A 25,250-nucleotide genomic window follows, 5' to 3' on the forward strand; every position below is an offset into this window, starting at 1 on the left:
ACCCTCACCAAGCCCACCTCTGGGCGATTCCCGTAACGACCTGCGCAAAACACCTGGAGACTGACGACGATGGCCGACCGGGTCACGGTGATCGGCTGGGACGGTTCGCCGCTGACCGCCGCGGCACGCGCCGCGCTGGGCGCCGCCACCCTCGTGGCCGGCGCCGCCCACCACCTGGCGCTGCCGGAGGTACCGCCCGCCGCCGAGCGCGTCCGCCTCGGCAGTGTCGCCCTCGCCGCCCGCCGCATCGCCGCCCACCGCGGCACGGCGGTCGTGCTCGCCGACGGAGACCCCGGCTTTTTCGGTGTCGTACGGACCCTGCGCGCGCCGGAGTTCGGCCTGGAGGTCGAGGTCGTCCCGGCCGTCTCCTCCGTCGCCACCGCCTTCGCCCGGGCCGGCATGCCCTGGGACGACGCCCAGGTGGTCGTCGCCCATCCCCGCACCCTGCGGCGCGCGGTGAACGTCTGCCGGGCCCATACCAAGGTGGCGGTCCTCACCGCTCCCGGCGCGGGCCCCGCCGAACTCGGCCTGCTGCTGGACGGCGTCCACCGCACCTTCGTCATCTGCGAGGAACTCGGCACCGCCCACGAGCGGGTCACCGTCGTCACCTCCGACAAGGCAGCCGACCACACCTGGCGCGACCCCAACGTCGTCATCGTCATCGGCGGACCCAGCGGGCCCGGCGGCGCGGCGGACGGCGGGGGCTGGATCGCCGGCCGCGACCCGGCCGCCGGGCCCCGGGGCTGGTCGCTGCCCGCCGACGCCTACGGCGGCGGCCTCGGCGAGGGCGAGACCGACCTGCTGCGCACAGCCCAGCTCGCCCGGCTCGGACCGCGCCCCGGGGACCTCGTGTGGGACATCGGCTGCGGCAGCGGCGCGTTCGCCACCGAGGCCGCCCGCTGCGGCGCCGCCGTCATCGCCGTCGACCGCGACCCAGGCGCCTGCGCGCGCACCGAGGCCGCCGCCCGCCGCTTCGGCGTCCAGCTCCAGACCGTCTGCGGCACCGCCCCGCACGTCCTGGAGAACCTTCCCGAGCCCGACGTCGTGCGCGTCGGCGGCGGGGGAGCGGCCGTGGTCTCCGCGGTCGCCGACCGCCGTCCGCAGCGCATCGTCACGCACGCCGCCACCCGCGACACCGCCGAACTCGTCGGCCGCGACCTGACGGAGCACGGCTACGTCGTCGAGTGCGCCCTGCTCCAGTCCGTCGCCCTCGACACCCGGGCCTGGACGGAGAAGGAACGCAGCGTCGCCTTCCTGCTCAGCGGCGAACTGCCGCGGCGCCACGGCGGTGCCCCCGGACGCTGAGCACCGGGGGTTCCGTCGAGGAGCGGCGGCCGGGCGGAGGGCGGGGCTGCCGGACCGCGCCCCGTGATCCTGTTGTCGTACCGCGCGCGGTAGGCTGGCCGATCGTTGTACCGCACCGGGACACCCGAACATTCGTCGGCCGATGTCCCGAAAACGTGCTCGTCTTGGGCGGGGTGTGGTACGGCACAACCGGAGGACGCGCGCAACGTGGCGCAGTCCACAGCGGGCTGTCGCGGATCACGCTGTCGTGACGGAGGAACGACCGCGACAATGCCACTCAGTGGCTTTGTCGTCTTTTCCGGCGGGTCGTTCGTGCCGCTGGGCACGCACGCTCGTTCTTCACTGCGGGGCGGTCGCTGCGCCGTTCCGGGTGAGCCGGCCGTGGAAGCAGGAACCGATGGGCGAGGGGTACGCATGACCGACACCGGCCAGATCCCGGGCGAGGGGCTGCCGGAGAACGCAGGCACGGTGGAGCAGCCGGGCGTTCCCGCGCCCGACGCGTACGCCTACCTCTCCGAGACCACCGCCGAGGACGAGGACCTGTTGCTGCCGGGCGCCCAGGGTGCCTGGGGCAACGAGGTCCCGCCGCCCGCGCCGGAGCCGGTCGTCGAGGCCGTGCACGAGCCTGGCCCGCACGAGATGTCCGGCCGCGACAGCGGCTCGGTCGACCTCAGCGCCGTCCGGCCCCCGGCCCCCGCCGCGCCGCGCCGCCCCCTGCACCTCGGCCCGCCGATTCCCGACACCTCCGCCAGCCCGGTCCGCTCCCTCGCCGACCGCGGCCCCGCGGACGCGCCGGTACGGCAGCCCGCGCCCGCGGGCGGCCACCCCGAGCCCCAGGACGCGCCGCGTACGGCGGCGCCCTGGGGTCCGCAGGTCCCGGCGGGCTCCGGGGCACCGGCTGCCGAAACGGTTGTTCCGGCGCACGCCCCCGCTCCCGAGCCGGCCGGCGCGGCCGAGGCCGTCGTGGCACGCCTGGCGACCGAGGCGGCCGTTGCGTCCGCGGGCCGGCCCGCGCCGGCGCCGTTCGCGCGGGCCGACGGGGCCGCTCAGACGCAGCCGGCCGAGGCCGGTCCCCTGGCACAGGCCGGGCGGCCTGCCCAGACGGCGGACGCGCCCGTGCCGGGCACCGAGGGCACCGGGGAACCGGTGGCCGTGGACGGCGGCGGCGACGCCGACGGGCAGCCGGCGTACGCCGGGGACGACGTGTCCGGGGAGACCGCGGACGCCGACGGCGGCGCGAGCGGGGAGGGCGCTGACTCCGCCGGACCCGCCGATCCGGTCGACGCCGCTGTCGCCGAGGACACGCAGGCGGCCGAGCCCGCCGGCAGTGCCGTGGCCGGTGAGCCCGTCGGGGCCGGGGCCGGGGCCGTCGCGGCCGGGGCCGTGGGACCGGACGCCGCCGCCGTGCCGCTCACGGAAGCCGGACAGGTGCCGCAGGAGGAGGGTGTGACGGGCAGCCAGGAAGCCGGCCCGGACGCGCCCGCCGCCGATGACGGGCAGGGAGGCGCGCCCGAGGCCGCGGAGCCCGCCGTCGCCGCGCTGGTCGCCCAGGCCCCGCAGGAGTCCGCCGCTGCCACCGGTGGCGAGGCGGCCGTCGCGGACGCCGCCGAGAGCTTGGAAACCGCGCAGGACGGTGGAATCGGGCAGCTCGCCCAGAGCGTCCAGGACGTCCAGGCCCCCCAGGGCCCGGCAGCCGTGCGGGAGCCCGGGGCCGCGTCTGAGGATGTTCCGGCCGGAGACCAGGCCGATGACGCCCCCGTGGACGTCGTGGCCGTGGCCCGCGACGGTGCCGCGCCGGGAGCCGTGCCGCCCTCCGAGGCGGCCGCGCCGGCGGACGCTCAGGCCGTCGGGACGCCCGCGCCCGACGCCGTGCGGGAGGGCCCGGAGAGCGGCGGCGTGCCCGGCACGGGCGAGCCGTATCCGGCCGCCGGGGCCGCGGACGCCGTCCCGGCACCGGAATCGGCTGGAGCCGCGGAAGCGGCCCGGATGCCGGAGGGGGCTCAGGTACCGGAGGAGACTCAGGCGCCGGAAGAGGCTCGGGCGCCGGAAGGGGCTTGGGCTCCCGAGGCCGTCGAGACGGCGGAAGGCACCGTTCCCACCGCTCCGGTCGCCGAGGCCGCCCCCGTTTCCGAGGCAGCCCAGGGGGCCGAGGCCGCCCCCGTCTCCGAGGCCGGCGAGGCCGTGGAGGGTGACGCTCAGGCTCCCGAGGCCGCCGAGGTTTCCGGAGCCGACCCGGCCGCGGAGTCCGCGCAGGCTCCCGAAGCCGTCCAGGGCCCCGCGCCGGCTCAGGCCCCCGGTACCGTCGAAGGGATCCCTGCCGCCGAGAGCCCCGCGCAGCCACCGTTCGGCGTCGAGCCTCAGGACGCCCCGCTGCCCGAGGCGCCCGGTTCCGGCGCCGAAGGCCCCGAGCCCGCGCCGTCCGCGGCGGTTCCGGCCGAGCCGGCCGCCGCTGCCGCCGCCGGGCACGAGAACGGCCCGCACGGCCCGCACGAGTACGGCGGGCAGGAGGCGGGCGGCCACGGGGGCGCGGCCCGGACCGGCCAGGAAGCGGGCGCGCCGCAGGACCGGCAGGTTCCGCCCGCCCCTGAGGAGTGGCACGCGCCGCCCGCGCAGGGCCCGCAGTCGTTCCCGCCCGCCCCGGCGCCGCAGCCCCCCGCGGACGGGCAGGCGCCCCTCGCCGCGGCACCGGGAGAAGCCCCGGAGGAGACCGCCGTCCCCGCCGCCGTCCCCGGCCAGGCGTCCGCCCCGGCGGACGGCGGGACCCCGGCACCCGCGCCGGCGCCCACCGGTCTGCCGCCGCACCCGGAGCAGCCGGCCACCGGGTTCGTCCCGGCCGACGGCCAGGCGCCGGCCGGGCAGCAGCCGCCGGTCCCCGCCGCCGCGGTCCCCGCCCCGCGCGAGGCCGACCCCGAACTCGTACAGAACGCGGACGACCTGGACACCCGGGCCGCCGACCAGGAAGACCAGGAAGACAGCGAAGTGAGCACGGCCGCAGTGGCGGAAGCACGACAGTCCACCGGCCCGGCCGCGCCCGCCTACGACGACGTCGAACGCGAAGCCGTCCTGAAGGTCATGCGGGAGCGCCGTGACATCCGCAACGGCTTCCGCGGCGACCCCATCCCGCACGAGGTGCTGCTCCGGGTCCTGGAGGCGGCGCACACCGCCCCCTCCGTCGGCCACTCCCAGCCCTGGGACTTCGTCGTCATCCGCTCCGCCGAGACCCGGCGCGCGATGCACGAGCTGGCCGCGCGCCAGCGCGAGGCGTACGCCAAGTCGCTGCCCAAGGGCCGGGCCAAGCAGTTCAAGGAACTGAAGATCGAGGCCATCCTCGACACCCCGGTGAACATCGTCGTCACCGCCGACCCCACCCGCGGCGGCCGCCACACCCTGGGCCGCCACACACAGCCGCAGATGGCGCCGTACTCCGCCGCGCTCGCGGTCGAGAACCTCTGGCTCGCCGCCCGCGCGGAGGGCCTCGGCGTCGGCTGGGTCAGCTTCTTCGACGAGCGGGAGATGGTCCGCACCCTCGGCCTGCCCGAGCACCTCGAAGTCATCGCCTATCTGTGCGTCGGCTATGTCGACGCATTCCCTGACGAGCCCGAGCTGATGCAGGCGGGCTGGTCCAAGCGCCGCCCGCTGTCCTGGGTCGTGCACGAAGAGACCTACGGCCGCCGCGCCCTGCCCGGGGAGGAGCCCCACGACCTGCTTGCCGAGACCGTCGCACAGATCCGGCCGCTGGACGCCAAGGCGCTCGGCGAGGCATGGGAGCGACAGAAGCGCATGACCAAGCCGGCCGGGGCACTCGGCATGCTGGAGATCATCTCCGCGCAGCTGTGCGGCCTGTCCCGGCAGTGCCCGCCGCCGATCCCGGAGCCCGCGGCCGTCGCCGTCTTCGCCGGCGACCACGGCGTGCACGCCCAGGGCGTCACCCCCTGGCCGCAGGAGGTCACGGCCCAGATGGTGGCCAACTTCCTCGGCGGCGGAGCGGTCTGCAACGCCTTCGCCACCCAGGTCGGCGCCGAGGTGTGCGTGGTCGACGTGGGCGTGGCGGCCGACCTGCCCGCCACGCCCGGACTGCTGCCCCGCAAGGTCCGCGCGGGCACGGCCGACATGACCACCGGCCCCGCGATGACCCGCGAGGAGGCCAAGCGGGCCATCGAGGTGGGCATCGAGACCGCCCGCGACCTGGTGGCCGCCGGCAACAGGGCGCTGCTCACCGGTGAGATGGGCATCGCCAACACCACGGCGTCCGCCGCCCTGATCTCCGTCTTCACGGGTGCCGACCCGGCCGAGGTCACCGGCCGCGGCACCGGGATCAACGATGAGACGCTGGCCCGCAAGACCGAGGTCGTCCGCCGGGCGATCGAGCTCCACCAGCCGGACCCGGCCGACCCCATCGGCGTCCTCGCGGCGATCGGCGGCCTGGAGCACGCCGCCATGGTCGGCCTGCTCCTCGGCGGGGCCTCCCTGCGTACGCCGGTGATCCTGGACGGCGTCAGCGCCGGTGCCGCCGCGCTGGTCGCCCGCGCCATCGCACCCGAGGTGCTGGCCGCGTGCATCGCGGGCCACCGCAGCGCCGAGCCCGGCCATGTGGCGGCCCTGAACAAGCTGGGCCTGCGCCCCCTGGTCGACCTCGACCTGCGGCTCGGGGAGGGCACGGGCGCCCTGCTGGCCCTGCCGATGGTGCAGAGCACCGCCCGGGCGATGCACGAGGTCGCGACGTTCGATGCGGCGGGCGTGACGGAGAAGTAGGCGGGGACGGCGGCCACGGCCGCCGTCCCCGGCCCGGGCGGGCCCCCCGCCCGGCCCCCGGGCGGACCTCCCGCCGCGCCGCCTCCCGGTCACCGCGCCCACCCACCGGACACCCGGCCCGCCCCGCTCACCCGCGCCTTAAAATCGCGCGTCGGAACCAGCGCAGGCCGGTGCCGGCGCACACCGGTACCCGCCGCACCACCACCCCAGGCCCCCGCACCGCCGTACAACAGGAGCCGCACCGCCATGGCCGAACACCCCGCCTACCCCGTAGGTCTCCGCCTCACCGGCCGCCGCGTGGTCGTCCTCGGCGGCGGCCAGGTGGCCCAGCGCCGCCTGCCGGCCCTCATCGCGGCGGGCGCGGACATCGTCCTCGTCTCCCCGCGGGCCACCCCGTCCGTCGAGGCCATGGCGGACGCGGGCGAGATCACCTGGCGAAAGCGCCCGTACGAGGACGGAGACCTCGCGGACGCCTGGTACGCCCTCATCGCCACCAGCGACCGGCGGGCCAACGAGGCCGCCTCCACCGAGGCCGAGCGCCACCGCGTGTGGTGCGTCCGCTCCGACGACGCCGACGCGGCCACCGCCTGGACCCCGGCGACGGGCCACAGCGAGGGTGTCACCGTCGCCGTCCTCACCACGGACGCCCGCGGCCGCGACCCCCGCCACACCGCCGCCATCCGGGACGCCGTCGTGGAGGGCCTGCGCGACGGCACCCTGGTCGCCCCGCACCACCGCACCCGCACCGCGGGCGTCGCCCTGGTCGGCGGCGGCCCCGGCGACCCGGACCTGATCACCGTGCGCGGCCGCCGCCTCCTGGCCGAGGCCGACGTCGTCATCGCGGACCGTCTCGGCCCGCGCGACCTGCTCGCCGAATTGCCCCCGCACGTCGAGGTGATCGACGCCGCGAAGATCCCGTACGGCCGTTTCATGGCCCAGGAGGCCATCAACAACGCGCTGATCGAGCACGCCAAGCAGGGCAAGTCGGTCGTCCGGCTCAAGGGCGGCGACCCCTTCGTCTTCGGCCGGGGCATGGAGGAGGCGCAGGCGCTGGCCGAAGCGGGCATCCCCTGCACGGTCGTCCCCGGGATCTCCAGCTCCATCTCGGTTCCGGGCGCGGCCGGCATTCCCGTCACCCACCGGGGGATCGCCCATGAGTTCACCGTGGTCAGCGGGCATGTGGCGCCCGACGACGAGCGGTCGCTCGTCGATTGGCCGTCGCTGGCCAAGCTGACCGGGACGCTGGTGATCCTCATGGGCGTCGACAAGATCGGCAGGATCGCCGAGACGCTCGTCGCGCACGGCAAGTCCCCGGACACCCCCGTCGCCCTCGTCCAGGAAGGCACGACGGCCGCCCAGCGCCGCGTCGACGCGACCCTCGCGACGGTCGCCGAGACGGTCCGCGCGCAGGAGGTCAAGCCGCCCGCGGTCATCGTCGTCGGGGACGTCGTCCGCGTGGGCCCGCAGGGACCGGTGTAAACCGGCATGGAAAGGCGTAACCGGAGGACCGGCGGACCGGCCCCACCCACCGGTCCCGTGACGCCGGCGGGACCGGCCGGACGGCAGGACCGGAGCGGGCCGCGGGGGGCGACGACACCGTCCGGTGAGGACGACAGGAACCACCAGGTCCGGCAAGAACCGAGGACCGACGACCGAGGACAAGGCAGTACCACCCCGTGGCCGAACTGATCACCGTCGAGGACCCCGCCGACCCGCGTCTGAGCGACTACACGGGCCTGACCGACGTCGAACTGCGCCGCCGGCGCGAACCCGCCGAGGGCCTGTTCATCGCCGAGGGCGAGAAGGTCATCCGGCGGGCCCGGGACGCGGGCTACGCGATGCGGTCGATGCTGCTGTCGGCCAAGTGGGTCGACGTCATGCGGGACGTCATCGACGCGAGCCCCGCCCCGGTGTACGTGGTCGATCCCGGACTCGCCGAGCGGGTCACCGGCTACCACGTGCACCGCGGGGCACTTGCCTCCATGCAGCGCAGGCCGCTGCCGGAGGCGGCCGGGCTGGTGGCGACGGCCCGCCGTGTCGTCGTGATGGAAGCGGTCAACGACCACACCAACATCGGGGCGATCTTCCGTTCCGCCGCCGCCCTCGGCATGGACGCGGTCCTGCTCTCCCCGGACTGCGCGGACCCCTTGTACCGGCGCAGCGTCAAGGTCTCGATGGGCGCGGTGTTCTCCGTGCCGTACGCGCGCCTCGATCCCTGGCCCCGGAGCCTTGAGACGATCCGCGAGGCGGGCTTCACGCTGCTGGCCCTCACCCCCGACGAGCAGGCCACGGCGCTCGACGAGGCCGCTCCGCACCGGATGGACCGCGTCGCCCTCATGCTCGGCGCCGAGGGCGAGGGACTGTCGCGCCGTGCGCTGGCCGCCGCCGACGAGTGGGTCCGCATCCCCATGGCCCACGGGGTCGACTCGCTGAACGTGGGCGCGGCGGCAGCGGTCGCCTTCTACGCGGTCGCCACGGGGCGCCCCGGGGCCTGAGCGGGGGGCCGGGAGCCACTTGGCCTGTCACGGAGGGCTCCCGGTCCGTCAGTCCGTCAGTCCGTCCGCACGGGCGCCGGCCGCGGCGGCTTCCGGCGTACGGTCGTCGCCCGGCGGGGCGTGGCCGGGGCGTACGAGCTCCTGCTGCCGAGGTACGTCCTGCCGGTCCCCGCCGAGCCCGCGCGCCGGCCCCTGACAGCCCTGCGCCGCCGCGATACCGAGGGCCACCAGCAGCGTCACGACCACGAACACGAACAGCCGCTGGCGCAGCAGGCGCGGGTTGGCGGGACGCAGGCCCGTCCCCGTGCCACGGGGTGCCGGGCGACCGCCGCCGGTGCGCGGGGCCGGCCTGCCGCCGCCGGAACGCGTCGTGTTCCGGCCGGTGTTCCTCGCGTTGTCCCTCCCGGTGTTCCGGCCCGTGGCGTTGCGGGAGGCGGGTGCGGACCTGGGGCGGGAGCCGGACCGCTCGGGCCGCGGTCCCGTACCGCCGCGCGCGGGGTCACCGCCCCGTGAGGCGCTGCCGCCTCGCGGGGCGGCGGTGCCCCGGGCCGGGGTGGCGCCCCGGGCACCGGAGGCGCCCCGGGGCACGGGAGCGCCCTGCGCGCCCGGTGCGCTCGGCCGGTCCTGGGGGCGCCGTTGCGTCCGCTCGGGGTAGCTGCCGGCGAGCCGTCCGGTGGGCCGGTCCGCCTCACCGGTGCGCGGGGCGGGCGGCCGTACGTCGGCGAGACCCTGGGCCTCGCGGGCCGCGATCTCCTTCAGCCTCAGCGACAGCTGGAGCGTGCTCGGCCGCTCCCCGGGATCCTTCGCCAGGCACGCCCGGATGAGGGGGGCGAGGGCGTCCGGAACCCCGTGCAACTGCGGTTCCTCGTGCACCACGCGGTACAGCATCACCTCGGAACTGCCGTGCCCGAAGGGCGAGTCGCCCATCGACGCGTACGCGAGCGTGGCCCCGAGCGAGAACACGTCCGTGGCCGGTGTGACGGCCGCTCCGCGCACCTGCTCCGGGGCGAGGAACCCGGGGGAGCCGACCGCCGTGCCGACGTGCGTGAGCGTCGAGGCCCCCGTCGCCCAGGCGATGCCGAAGTCGATGATCCGGGGGCCTTTCGGGGACAGCAGGATGTTCGACGGCTTCAGGTCCCGGTGCACGACCCCGGCCTCGTGCACCGCGACCAGCCCCTCGGACAGGGCGGCGCCGACGGCGGCGACGTCCGCCGCGCCGAGCGGGCCCTCGTCGACGACCTTGTCGTGCAGCGAGGGCCCGGGTACGTACTGCGTGGCGAACCACGGCCGGTCCGCCTCCAGGTCGGCCGCCACCAGGCGTGCGGTGCAGCCACCCCGGATCCGCCGCGCCGCCGAGACCTCACGTGCGAACCGCGAGCGGAACTCCTGGTCCTCGGCCAGGTCCGGCCGGATGACCTTCAGCGCGACCCGCTGCCCCTTCTTGTCGGAGCCCAGGTAGACCACGCCCATCCCACCCGCGCCGAGCCGTCTGTGAAGCCTGAACGAGCCGACGACGCGCGGGTCCTCGCGCCTCAGGCGCATCATCGCCATGTTCATCCCCGCTGCCCGGTCCCTGTGACGAGCCACAGCTTACGTTTCCACGCCCGCCCGCGCGCAGAGGCCGCGCCCTCCCGCGCCGACTGATTGACGGTGGCGGGCGCGACAATTGAGAGAGGGTCAGGGAGCGGGCGCCGGCGGCACCCGCGGTCCGGGCGCGTGCCCAACCGGCCGCCGCCGCAGGCGGATTGGCCCCGGGAAGGGTGGCCGGGGCGAGACGGCCGGGGCCGCCGGCGGCGCGCGGCGAGCGGGCGGGGCCGCGGCGGGCGGGGCCGGGCGGCGGGCGGGAGCGGTGACGAGCGGAGGTCCGCTGGGAGTGACCGAAGTCACCCGGTGGAGTGTCGTGCGTGGCCTTCGAACGGCGGGACGGCGTGGCGCGGCCAGGAGCGGCGCGGAGAAACCGGGGCACAGCGGGCGCCCCTTCCGGGAAGACCCGGAAGTATTCTCCCGCGTCTCCACCCAGGGGAGTACGCCGCAGGTCATGGCTCATCCTCCGGGAGGCCCGGCAATCGGTACGAGGGCATGACGTCCGGTGCGTGCCGGACACCTAGATTTGAGGTCAAGCGGCGGGCGCAGTACTCGTCCCCCGAGGTCCGACGTCCGCCGCTGCCAAGGACAACCGAGCACGGTCAGGAGAGGGACCATGGCCCATACGGCACCGCGGACGCTGATCCGCGAGGAGGGGCGCAGGGCGTACGCCGCCGTGTTCCGTCCCCGCCGCCAGGGCCGTCGCCACCCGCTGGTGGCGACCGTGATGGCCCTTCCCCTGGCGGCCCTGCTCCTTCTCGTCTTCGACGGGTGGGAGACAGTGGCCGCACAGGCGTCGTCCGTGGGTGCGATGCTGGGGCGCTGAGCGGCGACCCCAGGCCCGGAAGAGCGGTCCGGGCGGGGACATCCCATCCATGAAACCCCGTGGGGACGGGGGTGCGGCGGACGGCACAGATGCCGGCGCAGCTGGGGAGCTGCGCCGGCATTGCTCTTTCCGGGGGCCGGGGCCGGGGCGGGATCGGTGGGGTGCGCGGTCGTGCCTGCGGGGCCCACGGTGCCCACGTCCTTACGGTCTTGCGTCGGGGGTTCGGGGCGTACAAGACCCGTGCGGCGTCCGGTCGGCGCCGGGCCGCGTCCCCCGAGGGCTTCCCCGGGCGCCGGACAGCGTGGGCCCCCTCCCGCCGTCATCCTCGGCGCCGGCCGCCGGCGAAACCCCCGTACCCTCACCCCGTGACCACGTCGTCCCCGCTCCTGCCCGCCCTCGCCGCACGGGCGACCGCCGCCGCCCATGACCGCGGCCCGGGCTGCCCCTGCGGGGCGACCGTGGCGCTCGCCGACCGCCCCGACGCCACCGTCGTCCGGCACGCCGGTGCCGTCGCCAAGGCGCACGCCCCGGGCACCGACCCGGTCGCCCTGGCGGCACGGCTCGGCGTCGCCGCCCGTCTGCCCGGCATCCTCCTGCCCCCGCTCCGGCCGGAGCCGGCCGCCCTGCACGGCCGGCTCGTGACCTTCTGGCCGTACGGCACGCCCGTCGATCCGGCCGACCCCGACGCCGCCCCCTGGGAGGCCGCGGCCGCCCTCCTCGCCCGCCTCCACCGCAGCCCCCTGTCCGGTCGTCCGCTGCCCCCGATGCGCGGCCCGGTCAAGGCGGCGCACGCCGTCGCCCGCCTCCGGGCCGCCGCCGCGCACCCCGGCACCGGCCCGGTGCTGCGTGCCTGGTCCGGGCTGCCGGCCTGGGCACGCGGCGAGGCTCCGCCGCCGGAGACCGCCGTCGTCTGCCACGGCGACCTCCACCTGGGGCAGCTCGTGCGCCACCCCGCCCCGGACGGGCCCTGGCTGCTCATCGACGTCGACGATCTCGGGCTGGGGGTCCCGGCGTGGGATCTGGCGCGCCCGGCGGCCTGGTACGCCTGCGGAGTGCTCCCGCCCGAGCAGTGGGCCCGCTTCCTGGCCGCCTACCGGTCCGCGGCCGGTCCCGCCGTCCCGCCGGACGGCGACCCCTGGCCCGCCCTGGACGTCCCGGCCCGGGCGCTGACCGTGCAGACCGCCGCCCGGGCCGTCACCAAGGCGGTGGCCGAGGAGCGGCCCCTGGACGAGGTGGAACGGGCACTCGTCGACGCCTGCGCGCGGATGGCCGCCCTCCCCCCGGACTTGAGCGCGAGCGGCGCGACGTAGGGTGCAACCGACCGCGGCCGGACGGAGTCTGTCCGGACGACACGTGAAGCGGGACCGACCAGCGAGGAGTTGAGCCACCATGCAGTGTCCGAAGTGCCATGGACCGATGCACACCTACAACCGCAACGGTGTCCAGATAGAGCAGTGCAGCAGTTGCCGGGGCATCTTCCTGGACTACGGCGAGCTGGAGGCGCTGACCCGCCTGGAATCCCAGTGGGCCCAGCCCGCCCCGCCTCCGCCCGCCCCGCACGCCTACCCGGCCCCTCCGGTCCCGCCGGCGGCTCCCGCCTGGGGCGCCCCGCACGGCGGCCACGGTCATCACCGCCACCGGAGCTTCGGGCACATGCTCTTCTCTTCCTGAGAGCGCGGGACGAAGAAGCCCCCGGCCGTGCGAGACGGCCGGGGGCTTCGGTGTGTGGACGATACTGGGATTGAACCAGTGACCTCTTCCGTGTCAGGGAAGCGCTCTCCCGCTGAGCTAATCGTCCTCGGGGCTCATCATCACATGAGGTGATCATGAGGTGTGCTGCGTGCGCGATACTGGGATTGAACCAGTGACCTCTTCCGTGTCAGGGAAGCGCTCTCCCGCTGAGCTAATCGCGCGGGGGATCCGAAGATCCAGTGGACGATACTGGGATTGAACCAGTGACCTCTTCCGTGTCAGGGAAGCGCTCTCCCGCTGAGCTAATCGTCCTTGGAGGTGGAGACGGGATTTGAACCCGTGTAGACGGCTTTGCAGGCCGTTGCCTCGCCTCTCGGCCACTCCACCAGGAGTGTAGGGGACCGGGAGGACCCCTCTTCCTTCGAGCGGACGACGAGGCTCGAACTCGCGACCTCAACCTTGGCAAGGTTGCGCTCTACCAACTGAGCTACGTCCGCTTGTCGTTTCGGTCCGCTTCCGCGTCCCGGCGACGTGTTGAACTTTAGCGGATTCCCCGGCCAGGGCAAAAACGCGTTTGCGCAGCGTGCTGCGGTGCCGCTGCTCGCGGGCGTGGCCGGGGCGCCGAGATGGACATGTTCGCGCCATTCTCAGGCCGCCGGTCATAGACTCGGCCACGTGCTCGAGCTGCCTCCCCTCGCCCGTTTCGGCGACCGTGTCGCCACCGGCCTCCTGGACGTCACGAGTGATCCCGCGGCCCTCGACTCCGGCGGTTTCTGGGCCGTGTGCGCGGACTTCGAGGGGCGTCTGACCTGCGCCCGCTTCGGCGACGTACGGCGGGAGCCGGTGCCCGTCCCCGTGCCGGGCCGGTGGCGGGGGCCGGCCGTCGACGACTGGACGTCCTCCCTCGACCGCTCCGCGTACACGGCCGCCGTCCGGCGCATCCGCGCGCACATAGCGGCCGGCGAGGTCTACCAGGCGAACCTCTGCCGGGTGCTGTCCGCGCCCGTCGGGCCCGACGCCGACGTGGACGCCCTGACGGCCGTGCTGGCGCGCGGCAACCCGGCGCCGTACGCGGGAACGATTCGCCTCCCGGAGCACGGCGTCGAGACGGCCACCGCCTCCCCCGAGCTCTTCCTGCGCCGTGACGGGCGGGTCGTGGAGTCGGGCCCCATCAAGGGCACCGGCCGCACCGAGGCGGACCTGCTGGAGAAGGACTACGCCGAGAACGTGATGATCGTGGACCTCGTCCGCAACGACATCGGGCGGGTCTGCGCCACCGGCAGTGTGACCGTGCCCGACCTGTGTGTCGTCGAGAAACACCCCGGGCTCGTCCATCTCGTCTCGACGGTGCGCGGTGAGCTGCGGGCCGGCGCCGGCTGGCCGGAACTGCTCGGCGCCGCCTTCCCGCCCGGCTCCGTGACCGGGGCCCCCAAGGAGAGCGCCCTGAGGATCATCGAGGCGCTGGAGACGGCACCCCGGGGCCCGTACTGCGGTGGCATCGGCTGGGTCGACGCGGACCGGGGCGTCGGCGAGCTCGCCGTCGGCATCCGCACCTTCTGGATCGACCGGGACGAGGGGCTGCTGCGCTTCGGCACCGGCGCCGGCATCACCTGGGGGTCCGACCCCGAAGGGGAGTGGCGGGAGACCGAGCTGAAGGCGTCCCGGCTGCTCACGGTAGCGTCGGGGGCGTACGAGGTGAGTGAAGGGACCCTGAAGTGAAGATCTGGCTCGACGGCGGGCTACAGGACCTCGAGTCCGCCCGCGTCTCCGTCTTCGACCACGGCCTGACCGTGGGCGACGGCATCTTCGAGACGGTGAAGGCCGTGGGCGGCCGTCCGTTCGCGCTCACCCGGCACCTGGACCGGCTGACCCGGTCGGCGCGGGGCCTCGGACTGCCCGATCCGGATCTCGACGAGGTCCGGCGCGCCTGCGCCGCCGTCCTGGAGGCCAACCCGATGCCGCTCGGCCGGCTGCGCATCACCTACACCGGCGGCCACGGCCCGCTCGGCTCCGACCGCGGCGACCAGGGCCCGACCCTCGTGGTCGCGCTCGGCGAGACCGCCCGCCGCCCCGACTCCACGGCCGTGATCACTGTCCCGTGGACCCGCAACGAGCGCAGCGCGCTGGCCGGCCTGAAGACGACGTCGTACGCGGAGAACGTCGTCGCCCTCGCCCGCGCCCACGCGCGCGGCGCGTCGGAGGCCCTGTTCGGCAACACGGTGGGGCGGCTGTGCGAGGGGACGGGGTCGAACGTCTTCGTCGTCCTCGACGGCGAGATCCACACCCCGCCGCTCGCCTCCGGCTGCCTCGCCGGCGTCACCCGGGCCCTGGCCGTCGAGTGGACCGGCGCCCGGGAGACCGACCTCCCGCTGGAGGTGCTGGAGCAGGCCGACGAGGTCTTCCTCACCTCCACGCTGCGCGACGTCCAGGCCGTGCACCGGGTCGACGACCGCGAACTGCCCGGCACCCCCGGACCGGTGACCGCCAAGGCCATGCGCGTCTTCGAGGAGCGGTCCGCGGACGACCTCGACCCGTGACGGCCGCGGACATCGGGCTGTTCCCGGCGCCGAGCCGGGTAGAACACCCCCGATGACCACGACCCTGCGGCCGGTGGAGCCGCTTCAGCGCGCGGCCGACGGGACGCGTTCACGCCGCTATCAGGTGTGCGTGAACAGCCGTCCCGTCGGCGCGATACACCTGGGCACCTCTCCCGCCCTGGGCGATTCGGTGGCCCGGATCCTGGACCTGCGCATCGACGAACCCGACCGCGGACGCGGCCGGGCCACGGTGGCCGCGCTCGCCGCGGAGGAGGTGGCACGGGGCTGGGGCTGCCGTCAGATCGAGGCGGCCGTGCCCGCGACCGCCGAGGCGGCGCGGCGGCTGGCGCGAGCGCTCGGATACGTCCCGCGCGGCCGCACCGTGACCAAGCGGCTCGGCGGTACGCCGCCGGACCTGCCGGCGGGCAGCCGCGCGCGGCCCATGACGCCGGCCGAGTTCGACGCGTGGCAGGCGCACGAGACCGAACGCTACGCGCGGACCTGGATGGAGCGGGGCATCCCCGAGGCCGCCGCCCGCGCCAAGGCACGGCGTGATCACGAGACGCTCCTGCCGGGGGGGCTCGGCACCGGCGGCATGCTGTTCAGCGTGCTGGAGCACGACGGGGCACGGGTCGGCACCCTGTGGCTGGCGCTGCGCGAGGACCGGGCCTTCGTCTTCGACGTCGAGACCGACGCGGCCCACCGCGGCCGGGGACACGGCCGGTCGCTGATGCTCCTGGCGGAGGCGCAGTCCCTCGCCGCGGGCCGGGGTCTCCTCGGACTCAACGTCTTCGCGGGGAACACGCCGGCCGAACGCCTGTATGAGTCACTCGGTTACGAGACCACGCAGTACAGCTACTGCAAGACGCTGCTGTAGCGGCCGGGCGCGCTCCGCCGTGCGGGGGCGGTATGGGTGGGTCCTTGTGGGGCGGCATGTGGTTCCGGCCGAGGGCCGGTGCGCCGTTGGGTGGGAGAGCGGTTCCGGGCACGGACGGGGGCGTGCCTTCGCGCGTGCCCGCTGAGGAGCGGTTCGGCCGGTGGCGCCCGTCGGCGGGGTGCATCGCGAGGCGCGGAGCGAGTGCCCGGGGCGGGCGGGCCGGCGGTGCCGGGGGCCACCCGCTCCGGGCGGGCCCCCGGCCGACGCCTGGCGCGGGCGGCGGCGCCAGGGGGCCCGGGCTCAGGACTCCCGCGCGGCCAGCAGCCGGTCCGCGATCTCCTCGATCCGCTCGCGCAGACCCTCCTGGCTCTTGCCGCCGTCGAGGCGCTCGCCGCCGATCACATACGTCGGGGTGCCGGTCACGCCGATCGCCTTGCCCTCGGCCTGGTCGGCGTCGACGATCAGGATGTGCCGGCCGTCGATCAGCGCGGTGTCGAACTCCTCGGCGTCGAGGCCGAGTTCCCGCGCCGCCTCGACCAGGAAGGGCTCGCCCTCACGGTCCAGCTCCTCGACCCGGGCCAGCACGGCCTCCGCGTACGCCCAGCCCTTGCCCTGCGCCGCCGCCTCCTCGGCGGCCTGCGCGGCGGCGAAGGCGTGCTTGTGCTTCTCCAGCGGGAAGTGCCGCAGCCGCAGCTCCAGGCGGTCGCCGTAGCGGGCGCGCAGGGCGCGGAGGTCGTCCAGCGCGGTGCGGCAGTCCGGGCACTGGAGCTCGCACCAGACGTCGAGGACGGGCGCGGCGGGACGGTCGGGGGAGGTGTCGCTCATGGCCCCAGTCTTCCAGCCTCCGCACCGGCGCCCCAATCGGACCTCACCTGTCGCGATCGTGCCCGCCGCGGGCGGCGGCCACCACCGGCACCTGCGGAGGAGGCGACCCGGAGATGTCCCTGATGTCCGGTCGAAGCATGGCCCGGCGGGGTGCGGACGGTGCAGGATGGAAGGACCGAGCGAGTGCCCGACCGAGCCCTGCCTGGAGGATCGGATGATTGCCGAGACCGTCTGCTCCGCCGTGTCCGCGGCCGGCCTGGGCATCGCGGCGATCACCGCGTACCGCAGGCGCTTTCTGGCGGCCGCCCGCGTCGCCGTCTATTCCCTGGTGCCCGTCGGCCTGGTGATGACCGGCATCGTCGACTGGCTCGCCGACACGGCCTTCAGCCCCATGGCCTGGGCCGGCTTCGGTGTGCTCGGCGCCGCCTGGCTGCTGTTCGCCGTCACGCGGACGGTGGAGCGCCGCCGCGGCGGCACCCGCAAGGAGCGCAAGGAGGCCCGTGCCGCCGCCCGGCGGGAAGCGGCGGCGCCCACGGCCTCGGCGCCCTCCCTGGAAGCGGGGTCCCGGCCGGCGGCCCGGCCCGCGTCCGCCTCCCGGCCCGAGGACGACTTCAGCGACATCGAGGCCATCCTGAAGAAGCACGGCATATGAGCGAAACCGGCCCGGACCGTGTGACCGGGGCGGCGCGCCCGTGAGCCGGCGGGGACGAATCGACACAGTGGGGCATCAGCACGTCCGGAAGTGATCACAACCTGACCGGAGATCACGGAAACCAGCGGACTCCCGTTCTTTCCCCGCGTGTTGATCGCGCGGGATGTGGGGACTGCGCCATCATCGCGGCGAGATGCTGGACACCCCCCAGAGGGACGCCGCGCCACCGAAGGACGAGCCGCGCGGCTGCCTCTTCGCCCTATCCCAGCCACCGCTGATGATCTTCCTTGCGGTGATCGGCTGTCTGCTGCTCACGGCCGCGTTGCACGATCTGCTGCTGCTGTGAGCCGTACCCGCGCTCCCCGGCGTCACCCGCCGGGGGACCGCGCGGCCCCAGGGCGTACGCGGGCGGATCCGGCCCCCTTCCTCGCGGCCGGTGGCGTCAGCCCGCCGCCTCCTTCCGCCGTGCCCGGTAAGCGGCCACGTGGAGGCGGTTTCCGCAGGTGCGGCTGTCGCAGTAGCGCCGGGAGCGGTTGCGGGAGAGGTCGACGAAGGCGCGCCGGCAGTCGGGGGCCTCGCAGCGCCGCAGCCGCTCGCGTTCCCCGGCGACCACGAAGAACGCCAGCGCCATGCCGCAGTCGGCGGCCAGGTGGTCGGCGACGGAGGCACCGGGAGCGAAGTAGTGCACATGCCAGTCGTAGCCGTCGTGGTCGGTGAGCCGGGGCGTGGTCCCGGCGGCGGCGACCAGTTCGTTGATCAGTCCGGCGGCGGCCCGCGTCTCGGGGGCCGCGAAGACCGCTGCGAACCGGCCCCGGACCTTGCGCACGGCCGAGAGATCGAATTCGGAGAGCGCGCCGACATCGCTGATCTGGTGCTTTCGCACGAATTCGTCGAGAGCGGCGACGTCCGGCAGCCCGTCCGGCGTCGATTCGTCCTCCGGCGCGGTGTTCACCAGATCGACCACGGTGTCGAGGGCGCACCGGGTGTCGTGGGTGATCAGCACGTTTCGCTCCCTGGCCTGGGGGTCGGGCGGGCGCCCGCCGATGCTGGCCGATGGTAGTGGCTCCCGTCGCTCCCGCACCGGTGCCGTCGGGGCCCGTACCCGCCGTTGCCGGTACAACGGCGACCGGCGGAGGGCGGTTCCCGGCGGCCCGCGGCGGCTTCCCCGCGCCTTCGGCGTCCCGGGGTGATCCCGCGTCCGTGTCCGTCCGTGTCGTCTCCGCCCCCGCCCGGTGCCGCCCCGGTGGGGGCGCCGGCCGCGGAGGCCACGACCCGCCGACCGCCGTGCGTGCGCGCTCGCGCACCCTCCGTGTGCGCGCACGCGGCGGCGCCGCCCCGCGGTGGTCCGCGGCGACGGCGCCGTGTGTGCCGGTATGCGGTTGTCCCGGCCGCCCGAGCCGTCACCCCGAGTCGACGGCGTCGGGCGGGTTCGCGGGGGCCTCGCCCTAGCTTTCGGCCAGGATGTGCGAGAGCTCCTGATCGAGATCGAAATGCCGGTGTTCCGTGCCGGGGGGCACGGCGGCGTCGGTCCGCTTCAGGAAGGACTCCAGGGCCCGTGCCGGGGCCTCGAGCAGTGCCTCCCCCTCCGGGGAGCTCAGGGCGATGCACACGACGCCCTGGCCGTGGCTGCGCGACGGCCAGACGCGGACGTCGCCGGTACCGGTGGGGCGATGAAGCCCCTCGGCGAGGAGGTCGCGGGCGAACACCCACTCGACGGTTTCCTCGGCTCCGGTGTGGAAGGTGGCGTGCACGGCGTAGGGGTCGGCCGTGTCGTACCGCAGGCCTGCGGGGACAGGCAGGGAGGACTCGCTCGACACAACGAGGCGCAGGTGCAGCTCGCAGCTGACCGTGGTGTTCATAAGCGCCAGGGCCTTTCGCTCAGTGTGCGCTCGGGGATTCGCACGTCGGCGAAATCGACATGCCACCTACGGTGCCGTTGTAAACCCCTCTGAGTGTTTTGCGTGTCTTTAGGTAACTCATCCGGCCGAGAGGGTGTCGTCGAGGTGCGGCCATTTCGGTGACTCGTTAGCCTCGGGTAGGGTCTCCCCGTATGAATACGGGGAGTGACCAGCCGGGCGAGGTTGCCGTGGCACCGGAAGAGACCAGCGAGACCCAGTCGAGTGGGGCGCAGGACGAGCAGGGGCTTGGCTCGCGTGCGCCGCAATTCATCAAGGCGCGCCGAATGCTGCATCTGAGCTGGCAGGTCGGCGTCTTCATCGTGGGCCTCGCGGTCGTGGTGGCCGGCGTGATCATGCTGCCGTTGCCGGGGCCGGGCTGGGTCGTGATCTTCGGCGGCATGGCCATCTGGGCGACCGAGTTCGTCTGGGCGCAGCTCGTGCTCCGCTGGACCAAGCGCAAGGTGACCGAGGCGGCACAGCGGGCACTCGACCCGAAGGTGCGCCGCCGGAACCTGGTCCTCACGGTGATCGGCCTGGCGATCATCGCCGTTCTGGTCGGCGTTTACGTCTGGAAGTTCGGCTTCGAGATGCCCTGGAAGATCAAGGATCAGTGATCCGGGCGCGGAGCCGACGCCTCTGGCCGGGGCGGGCGGCGGAACGCTGACGGGCCGGGTCAGGCGGTGCCGGAGGAGTGCCTCGGCTGCGGTGCGGGCTGGATCGAGGGTGCCCGGGCATGTGAGCGGGGCCGGACCGGGGGTTGTCCGGGCCGCGGGCCGGGCCAGGCGGTGCCGGGGGGAGTGCCTTGGCCGCGGACCGGGCCGGACGGAAGGCCCGCCTCGGCTGCGGACCGGGCGGGACCGGAGGGCGGGCCTCCTCGGCCGCGGTGCGAGCCCCCGGAACCCGCTGTCACCGCCCCGCCACGGCTTTCCCCTCGCGGGGCGTCGCCCGCGGCGCGAAGGGGGCCTCCCGTCACCGTCCGCGCCGCGACATCTCGGACTGCGGGGCCGCCGCCGTCCGCGCCGGGCTCCATGGACCGCGAGGCCGGCGCGTGGTGCGCCAGGAGCGGGGTCCACGGGCGGCCGGGCCTGATCCGGGTGCGCCCCGGGCGGGAGCGGGCCGGGCGTGCCCGCCGGCGCCCGTGAGGCGGGCAGCGGGCCGGGCGCCCCGCCTTCCGGCGTGCCTGCGCCCGGGACCGGTCGCCGCGCCTCCGTGATCCCCTCCGGCCGCTCCCGTCCGGCCATGGTCCGGGGCCGATCCGTGCCCCGTGGTCACGGGCACGCCCTGACATGCGGTAATGTTCTTTCTGCACCGGGGCGATTAGCTCAGTGGGAGAGCGCTTCGTTCACACCGAAGAGGTCACTGGTTCGAACCCAGTATCGCCCACCGGATCCAGGACGGCCCGGCTCACCGATCGTGAGCCGGGCCGTCTTGTCGTGTGCGCGCGTCCGGTCGACCGTCGCGTCCGGGACGCCGGTGAGTCGCGCGGGACGTTCCGCTTCGGCCGTCTTCACCCAACCGTGACCTTCCGCTTCCCGCGCCGCGACGGGTCCGGAACTGTTCGGTCCGTCGATCACGCCACGCCGACCTGGGCGTTTCCCGCCGCGTGAGCCGCCGTGCGCCCCGGTGCAGGCGAGCCGGCCCGGCCGCTGCGCCCATCAATTCCTGTCCGAATCATTGACGCGCCCGGAGGCCCTCCGTACCTTGTGCCAGCAAGCGCTTACTTGAAACGATTCATGAGGCGGAAGCAACGTTCGCGGGGAGGCTCGTATGCAGCAAGGTGGGAATGTGGAGAGGCGGACGATCCTCAAAGCGACGGGAGCCTCGCTGGCCGTCGCGGGGCTGGGGGCGACGGCCACCGCGTGCGGCGGCGGCAGCGGCTCGGGCGACGGAACGGTGACGATCCGTTACTCGTGGTGGGGTGCCGACGACCGCGCCGAACGCATCAACAAGACCATCGCGCTGTTCGAGAAGAAGTACCCCAAAATCAAGGTGAAGACCGACTTCCAGCCGTACCTCGACTTCTGGAAGAAGTTCAACACGCAGGCTTCGGGCGGAAATCCGCCGGACGTTTTCCAGAATGCCATCGGATTCCTGCGCAAGTACGACGCGAAGAATGTGCTGCTTGACCTGAGCGATCAGGTGAAGGCCGGCAACCTCTCCATGGACGGATTCCGCGCGGGCCTGGAGAAGTTCGGGGAGATCGACGGCAAACTCCTCGGGGTGCCCGTGGGTTCCAACTCGATGGCCCTCGTCATCGACAAGCCCGTCTACACCCGCGCCGGGGTCAAGGCCGAACAGGGCTGGACGTGGGACGACTTCGACGAGGCGATGAAGAGGATCCGCGACAGGACGGGCCGGGCCGGCGACAGCGGCATGTACGGCGTCATGTACCTCTACGACCTGTACCTGCGTCAGAACGGCAAGGCTTTCTTCACCGAGGACGGACTCGGCTTCACCGAGGCGGACCTGACCGAGTGGTGGACCAAGGCGGAGAAGGGCGTGAAGTCCGGGGTGTACGCCGACCCCAAGAAGGTCGCCCAGATCAAGCCCAAGTCGGCGCTCTCCGCGGAGCTCGCGGGCAGCGAGTTCACCTGGGACAACTTCACCGTCCGTTACACCTCCGAGGGCAAGAGCGAGTACGGTCTCGCGCCGATCCCCACCACGGACGGCAAGAAGACCGGGCAGTACCTCGGGTCGCTGATGCTCAGCGCCTCCAAGCGCACCCGGCACCCCAAGGAAGTCGCCCAGTTCATCCACTTCATGGTCCACGACCCCGAGGTCGCCAAGATCATGGGATACGACCGAGGTGTGCCCGCCACGCAGGCCCAGTACGACGCCTACCAGCCGACCGACCCGGTCAACAAGACGATCGCCGCCTACGAGGAGTCGCTCGTGAAGGCCGGGGTCCTGGAGCCCATCACCCCGCACCCGGGCGGCGCCGACATCTGCGAGAGCGCGTTCCTGCGCATCGCCGAGGAGATGGCCCTGGGCAAGCGGTCCGTGGACGAGGCCGTCAAGCAGTTCTTCACCGAGTCGAAGACGGCTCTCGCCGGCTGATGGGAAGCGCCGTGACACACGCCCCCGCGAGGGAGAGCCTGGCCGAGGACCCCGTGCCGCGGCGCGGACCGGTGAACTCTTCGCGCCCCGCCGCCTCCGCGCGGCGGGGCCGCCGGGAGAACCTGGCCGGCTACCTCTTCATGTCCCCCTGGATCGCCGGTTTCCTGCTGCTGACGGCAGGGCCGATGGCCGCCTCGCTCTACTTCGCCTTCACCGACTACAACCTGTTCGACGCGCCCCGGTGGATCGGCCTGGACAACTTCTCCGAGATGTTCGCCGACCCGCGCTGGCGCCACTCGGTCCAGGTCACGCTCTGGTACGTCGTCATCGGCACCCCGATCAAGCTGCTCGCCGCCCTCGGGGTGGCGTTGCTGCTGGCGCAGAAGCGGCGGGGGCAGGCCTTCTACCGGGCCGCCTTCTACGCGCCGTCGCTGATCGGCGCCAGCGTGTCCGTCGCCATCGTCTGGAAGGCGATCTTCTCGGACGACGCGATCGTCGACCGGACGCAGAAGCTCTTCGGCGTCGACGTCGGCGGCTGGACCGGCGACCCGGACCTGATCATCTACAGCCTGGTGGCGCTCACCGTCTGGCAGTTCGGCGCCCCCATGGTCATCTTCCTGGCCGGCCTGAAGCAGGTGCCGCGCGAGCTGTACGAGGCGGCCGACGTCGACGGAGCCGGCAAGCTGCGGCAGTTCTGGAACATCACCCTGCCGATGATCTCCCCGGTGCTCTTCTTCAACGTCCTGCTGGAGACCATCCACTCCTTCCAGATCTTCAGCTCCGCCTACATCGTCGGCGGCGGCGCCGGAGGCAACGCCTGCGGGCCCGCGGACGGAACCATGGTCTACACCTGTTACCTGTACGTCCAGGGCTTCGAGAACAGCCGGATGGGCCTGGCCTCCGCCATGGCGTGGATGCTGCTCGTCGCGGTCGCCCTGGTCACCGCGGTGCTGTTCTGGTCCCAGAAGCGCTGGGTGCACTACGAGGAGGGCGGCCGATGAGCTCCCCCGATCTTCCGACCTCGCTCGACCGGGGGGCACCCCCCTCGGCCGCCGGCGGCACGCGGGGCCGCTCCCCGAGGGCGGCGGCCCTGCGGCGCAAGCTGCCCGGCTCGCTCGCCTGGCACCTCGGATCGCTGGCGATCCTCGCGGTGATCCTCTATCCGGTGATCTGGGTCATCGGGGGCTCCTTCAAGAGGAGCGAGGACATCGTCGGCAGCCTGGACCTCTTCCCGAGCGATCCGATCACCGGCAACTACACGCGCCTGACCGAGGGCATCGCCGACGTCCCCATCTCCACGTTCTTCACCAACTCGCTGCTGCTCGCGGTGGGCTCGGTGGCCGGCATCCTGGTGTCCTGCTCGCTGACCGCCTACGCCTTCGCGAAGATCAGGTTCGCGGGACGGAACCTGCTGTTCACACTGATGATCGGCACGTTGCTGCTGCCGTACCACGTGCTGCTCATCCCGCAGTACGTGCTGTTCCGCAACATGGACATGATCAACACGTACACGCCGCTGCTGCTGGGCAAGTACCTGGCCACCGAGGCGTTCTTCGTGTTCCTCATGGTGCAGTTCATGCGCAACCTGCCGAAGGAGCTGGACGAGGCGGCCCGCCTCGACGGCTGCGGGCACTTCCGCATCTACTGGTCGATCGTGCTCCCGCTGTCCCGCCCGGCGCTGATCACCAGCGCGATCTTCACCTTCATCAACGCCTGGAACGACTTCATGGGCCCGCTGATCTACCTCAACGAGCCCGACAAGTACACCGTCTCGCTGGGCCTGAAGATGTTCGTGGACCAGGAGGCGGTGGCCGACTACGGCGGCATGATCGCGATGTCCCTCGTGGCGCTGCTGCCCGTCCTCGCCTTCTTCCTGGCGTTCCAGCGCTATCTCATCGACGGTATGGCGACCTCCGGTCTGAAGGGCTGAGGTGGTTTCCTCATGAGTCTCGACATGGCCGGGGCGCGCGCGAAGGCCCGTGCCGAGCGGGGGGAGTCCCCGCTGGCCGAACGGTTCGCCCTGTTCGCCGAGTGCCTGCTCACCGGCGTGTGGATCGCGGTGGCCGCGCTGCCGCTGGTCACCTACCCCGCCGCGTTCGCGGCCGGTGCGCGGCACCTCGGGCGCCGGCTCGCCCACGAACGCGGCGGCGTGCGGGAGTTCGCGGCCGACTTCCGGTCGGCGCTGCGCGGCGGATGGCTCGTCGGCGTCGCCGGCTGGGCCGCCCTCGCCGCGGTGTGGGTGGACGTACAGGCCGTGCGGGCCGGCCTGCCGGGCGGCCCGGTCGTGGGCGCCGTCGGGGTGTCCGCCCTGATCGGAGCCGCCGTGGCCGGGTTGCGGGCGGCGGCCCTGTGGCGGCCCGGAGCCTCCTGGCGGTCGCTGCTGGCGGGGGCCGCGCGCCGTACCGTCCTCGACCCCGCCGGGTCCTTCCTGATCGTCGGCGGACTGGCCGTGGTGGTCTGCTCCGCGTGGTTCAGCGCGCCGCTCGCCCTGCCCGTGCTCGGAGCCGTCGCGGCGGCGTCCGTCGCCGTGGAGGAGCGGTACCGGCGCCGCTGAGCGAGGTGTCCCGGCCCGGGACCGGGCCCCTGACCGGCGCCTTTACCGGCACCGGGGCCCGGCCGCCCCGACCGGCGCACCTCTCCCGTCGACCGGCCTCCCCCGGTCGGCGGTGCTCCCGCCCCCGGGCCGGCGCCCCCGGCGCCGTGCCTGCGTATGTCATGCACCTGTCCAGAGCGTCCGTCCACCCCTGTCC

Annotated in this window: 21 protein-coding genes and 6 tRNA genes; 18 read left to right on the forward strand and 9 right to left on the reverse strand. The window is 74.2% G+C overall.

What is annotated here, in order from left to right:
- Positions 1–69: 69 nt before the first annotated feature.
- The 4 genes from cbiE to AB0L74_RS11870 all read left to right on the forward strand — a co-directional run bounded on the left by cbiE (position 70) and on the right by AB0L74_RS11870 (position 8,552).
- Positions 70–1,305, forward strand: a complete 1,236-nt coding sequence (gene cbiE, locus AB0L74_RS11855; protein WP_365649123.1) for a precorrin-6y C5,15-methyltransferase (decarboxylating) subunit CbiE — start codon at positions 70–72, stop codon at positions 1,303–1,305.
- Between the two features lie 414 nt (positions 1,306–1,719).
- Positions 1,720–6,057 carry a nicotinate-nucleotide--dimethylbenzimidazole phosphoribosyltransferase gene (cobT, locus tag AB0L74_RS11860; RefSeq protein WP_365649126.1) on the forward strand — a complete coding sequence of 1,446 codons (4,338 nt, stop codon included), beginning with the start codon at positions 1,720–1,722 and terminating at the stop codon, positions 6,055–6,057.
- 246 nt (positions 6,058–6,303) lie between these two features.
- On the forward strand, positions 6,304–7,536 hold the full coding sequence (cobA, locus tag AB0L74_RS11865; RefSeq protein ID WP_365649128.1) for a uroporphyrinogen-III C-methyltransferase: 1,233 nt from the start codon (positions 6,304–6,306) through the stop codon (positions 7,534–7,536).
- Between the two features lie 197 nt (positions 7,537–7,733).
- Positions 7,734–8,552 carry an RNA methyltransferase gene (locus AB0L74_RS11870; RefSeq protein ID WP_365649131.1) on the forward strand — a complete coding sequence of 273 codons (819 nt, stop codon included), beginning with the start codon at positions 7,734–7,736 and terminating at the stop codon, positions 8,550–8,552.
- Between the two features lie 48 nt (positions 8,553–8,600).
- On the opposite strand, the gene AB0L74_RS11875 is transcribed toward AB0L74_RS11870, so the two are convergent.
- A complete protein-coding gene (locus AB0L74_RS11875; RefSeq protein ID WP_365649134.1) occupies positions 8,601–10,109 on the reverse strand; it encodes a protein kinase in 1,509 nt (502 codons plus the stop codon).
- A gap of 643 nt (positions 10,110–10,752) precedes the next feature.
- On the opposite strand from AB0L74_RS11875, the gene AB0L74_RS11880 reads away from it, so the two are divergent.
- The 3 genes from AB0L74_RS11880 to AB0L74_RS11890 all read left to right on the forward strand — a co-directional run bounded on the left by AB0L74_RS11880 (position 10,753) and on the right by AB0L74_RS11890 (position 12,633).
- A complete protein-coding gene (locus AB0L74_RS11880; protein WP_365649137.1) occupies positions 10,753–10,962 on the forward strand; it encodes a hypothetical protein in 210 nt (69 codons plus the stop codon).
- A gap of 365 nt (positions 10,963–11,327) precedes the next feature.
- A complete protein-coding gene (locus AB0L74_RS11885) occupies positions 11,328–12,272 on the forward strand; it encodes a phosphotransferase (protein WP_365649140.1) in 945 nt (314 codons plus the stop codon).
- Between the two features lie 79 nt (positions 12,273–12,351).
- Complete coding sequence (locus AB0L74_RS11890) at positions 12,352–12,633, forward strand: zf-TFIIB domain-containing protein (protein WP_365649144.1); 282 nt, start codon at positions 12,352–12,354, stop codon at positions 12,631–12,633.
- A 55-nt stretch (positions 12,634–12,688) separates the two neighbouring features.
- Here the strand turns inward: AB0L74_RS11890 and AB0L74_RS11895 are convergent.
- The 5 genes from AB0L74_RS11895 to AB0L74_RS11915 all read right to left on the reverse strand — a co-directional run bounded on the left by AB0L74_RS11895 (position 12,689) and on the right by AB0L74_RS11915 (position 13,151).
- Positions 12,689–12,760 (reverse strand) — tRNA-Val (locus tag AB0L74_RS11895).
- 43 nt (positions 12,761–12,803) lie between these two features.
- Positions 12,804–12,875: transfer RNA gene (locus AB0L74_RS11900), tRNA-Val, on the reverse strand.
- Positions 12,876–12,894: 19 nt separating this feature from the next.
- Positions 12,895–12,966, reverse strand: a tRNA-Val gene (locus AB0L74_RS11905).
- A 1-nt stretch (position 12,967) separates the two neighbouring features.
- Positions 12,968–13,041 (reverse strand) — tRNA-Cys (locus AB0L74_RS11910).
- A gap of 37 nt (positions 13,042–13,078) precedes the next feature.
- Positions 13,079–13,151: transfer RNA gene (locus AB0L74_RS11915), tRNA-Gly, on the reverse strand.
- 178 nt (positions 13,152–13,329) lie between these two features.
- Here AB0L74_RS11915 and AB0L74_RS11920 point away from each other — a divergent pair.
- The 3 genes from AB0L74_RS11920 to AB0L74_RS11930 are packed head-to-tail and all read left to right on the forward strand — an operon-like array spanning position 13,330 to position 16,068.
- Positions 13,330–14,373 carry a chorismate-binding protein gene (locus AB0L74_RS11920; protein ID WP_365649147.1) on the forward strand — a complete coding sequence of 348 codons (1,044 nt, stop codon included), beginning with the start codon at positions 13,330–13,332 and terminating at the stop codon, positions 14,371–14,373.
- Positions 14,370–15,191: an aminodeoxychorismate lyase gene (locus AB0L74_RS11925; RefSeq protein ID WP_365649150.1), complete on the forward strand. Its 822-nt coding sequence runs from the start codon at positions 14,370–14,372 to the stop codon at positions 15,189–15,191. The genes AB0L74_RS11920 and AB0L74_RS11925 overlap by 4 nt, the downstream gene beginning before the upstream one ends.
- A 52-nt stretch (positions 15,192–15,243) precedes the next feature.
- On the forward strand, positions 15,244–16,068 hold the full coding sequence (locus AB0L74_RS11930) for a GNAT family N-acetyltransferase (RefSeq protein WP_365649153.1): 825 nt from the start codon (positions 15,244–15,246) through the stop codon (positions 16,066–16,068).
- A gap of 300 nt (positions 16,069–16,368) precedes the next feature.
- Here the strand turns inward: AB0L74_RS11930 and AB0L74_RS11935 are convergent, their stop codons facing one another.
- The gene (locus AB0L74_RS11935; protein ID WP_365649156.1) at positions 16,369–16,893 is read right to left on the reverse strand and encodes a DsbA family protein; all 525 of its coding nucleotides are present in this window, start codon (positions 16,891–16,893) and stop codon (positions 16,369–16,371) included.
- A gap of 214 nt (positions 16,894–17,107) precedes the next feature.
- Between AB0L74_RS11935 and AB0L74_RS11940 the strand changes: the two genes are divergently transcribed.
- Both AB0L74_RS11940 and AB0L74_RS11945 read left to right on the forward strand, forming a co-directional pair.
- The gene (locus AB0L74_RS11940) at positions 17,108–17,545 is read left to right on the forward strand and encodes a hypothetical protein (RefSeq protein ID WP_365649160.1); all 438 of its coding nucleotides are present in this window, start codon (positions 17,108–17,110) and stop codon (positions 17,543–17,545) included.
- A gap of 193 nt (positions 17,546–17,738) precedes the next feature.
- Positions 17,739–17,891 carry a hypothetical protein gene (locus AB0L74_RS11945; protein WP_365649163.1) on the forward strand — a complete coding sequence of 51 codons (153 nt, stop codon included), beginning with the start codon at positions 17,739–17,741 and terminating at the stop codon, positions 17,889–17,891.
- Between the two features lie 96 nt (positions 17,892–17,987).
- Here the strand turns inward: AB0L74_RS11945 and AB0L74_RS11950 are convergent, their stop codons facing one another.
- A complete protein-coding gene (locus AB0L74_RS11950; RefSeq protein ID WP_365649166.1) occupies positions 17,988–18,548 on the reverse strand; it encodes a CGNR zinc finger domain-containing protein in 561 nt (186 codons plus the stop codon).
- 442 nt (positions 18,549–18,990) lie between these two features.
- Positions 18,991–19,404, reverse strand: a complete 414-nt coding sequence (locus AB0L74_RS11955; RefSeq protein WP_004002642.1) for an SsgA family sporulation/cell division regulator — start codon at positions 19,402–19,404, stop codon at positions 18,991–18,993.
- Positions 19,405–19,595: 191 nt separating this feature from the next.
- Between AB0L74_RS11955 and AB0L74_RS11960 the strand changes: the two genes are divergently transcribed.
- The 6 genes from AB0L74_RS11960 (at position 19,596) to AB0L74_RS11985 (ending at position 25,054) form a co-directional block, all read left to right on the forward strand.
- Entirely contained in the window at positions 19,596–20,057 is a 462-nt protein-coding gene (locus AB0L74_RS11960) for a TIGR02611 family protein (protein WP_365649168.1), read from the forward strand.
- A gap of 697 nt (positions 20,058–20,754) precedes the next feature.
- A tRNA-Val gene (locus AB0L74_RS11965) sits at positions 20,755–20,826 on the forward strand.
- A gap of 384 nt (positions 20,827–21,210) precedes the next feature.
- Positions 21,211–22,500 carry an extracellular solute-binding protein gene (locus tag AB0L74_RS11970; protein ID WP_365649171.1) on the forward strand — a complete coding sequence of 430 codons (1,290 nt, stop codon included), beginning with the start codon at positions 21,211–21,213 and terminating at the stop codon, positions 22,498–22,500.
- Positions 22,500–23,501 carry a sugar ABC transporter permease gene (locus tag AB0L74_RS11975; protein WP_365649173.1) on the forward strand — a complete coding sequence of 334 codons (1,002 nt, stop codon included), beginning with the start codon at positions 22,500–22,502 and terminating at the stop codon, positions 23,499–23,501. The genes AB0L74_RS11970 and AB0L74_RS11975 overlap by 1 nt, the downstream gene beginning before the upstream one ends.
- On the forward strand, positions 23,498–24,430 hold the full coding sequence (locus AB0L74_RS11980) for a carbohydrate ABC transporter permease (protein ID WP_365649175.1): 933 nt from the start codon (positions 23,498–23,500) through the stop codon (positions 24,428–24,430). The genes AB0L74_RS11975 and AB0L74_RS11980 overlap by 4 nt, the downstream gene beginning before the upstream one ends.
- Before the next feature lie 24 nt (positions 24,431–24,454).
- On the forward strand, positions 24,455–25,054 hold the full coding sequence (locus AB0L74_RS11985) for a hypothetical protein (RefSeq protein ID WP_365649533.1): 600 nt from the start codon (positions 24,455–24,457) through the stop codon (positions 25,052–25,054).
- Positions 25,055–25,250: the final 196 nt, after the last annotated feature.

Origin of the sequence: Streptomyces sp. NPDC052020 (assembly GCF_040680575.1) — a bacterium.
Classification (GTDB): domain Bacteria; phylum Actinomycetota; class Actinomycetes; order Streptomycetales; family Streptomycetaceae; genus Streptomyces.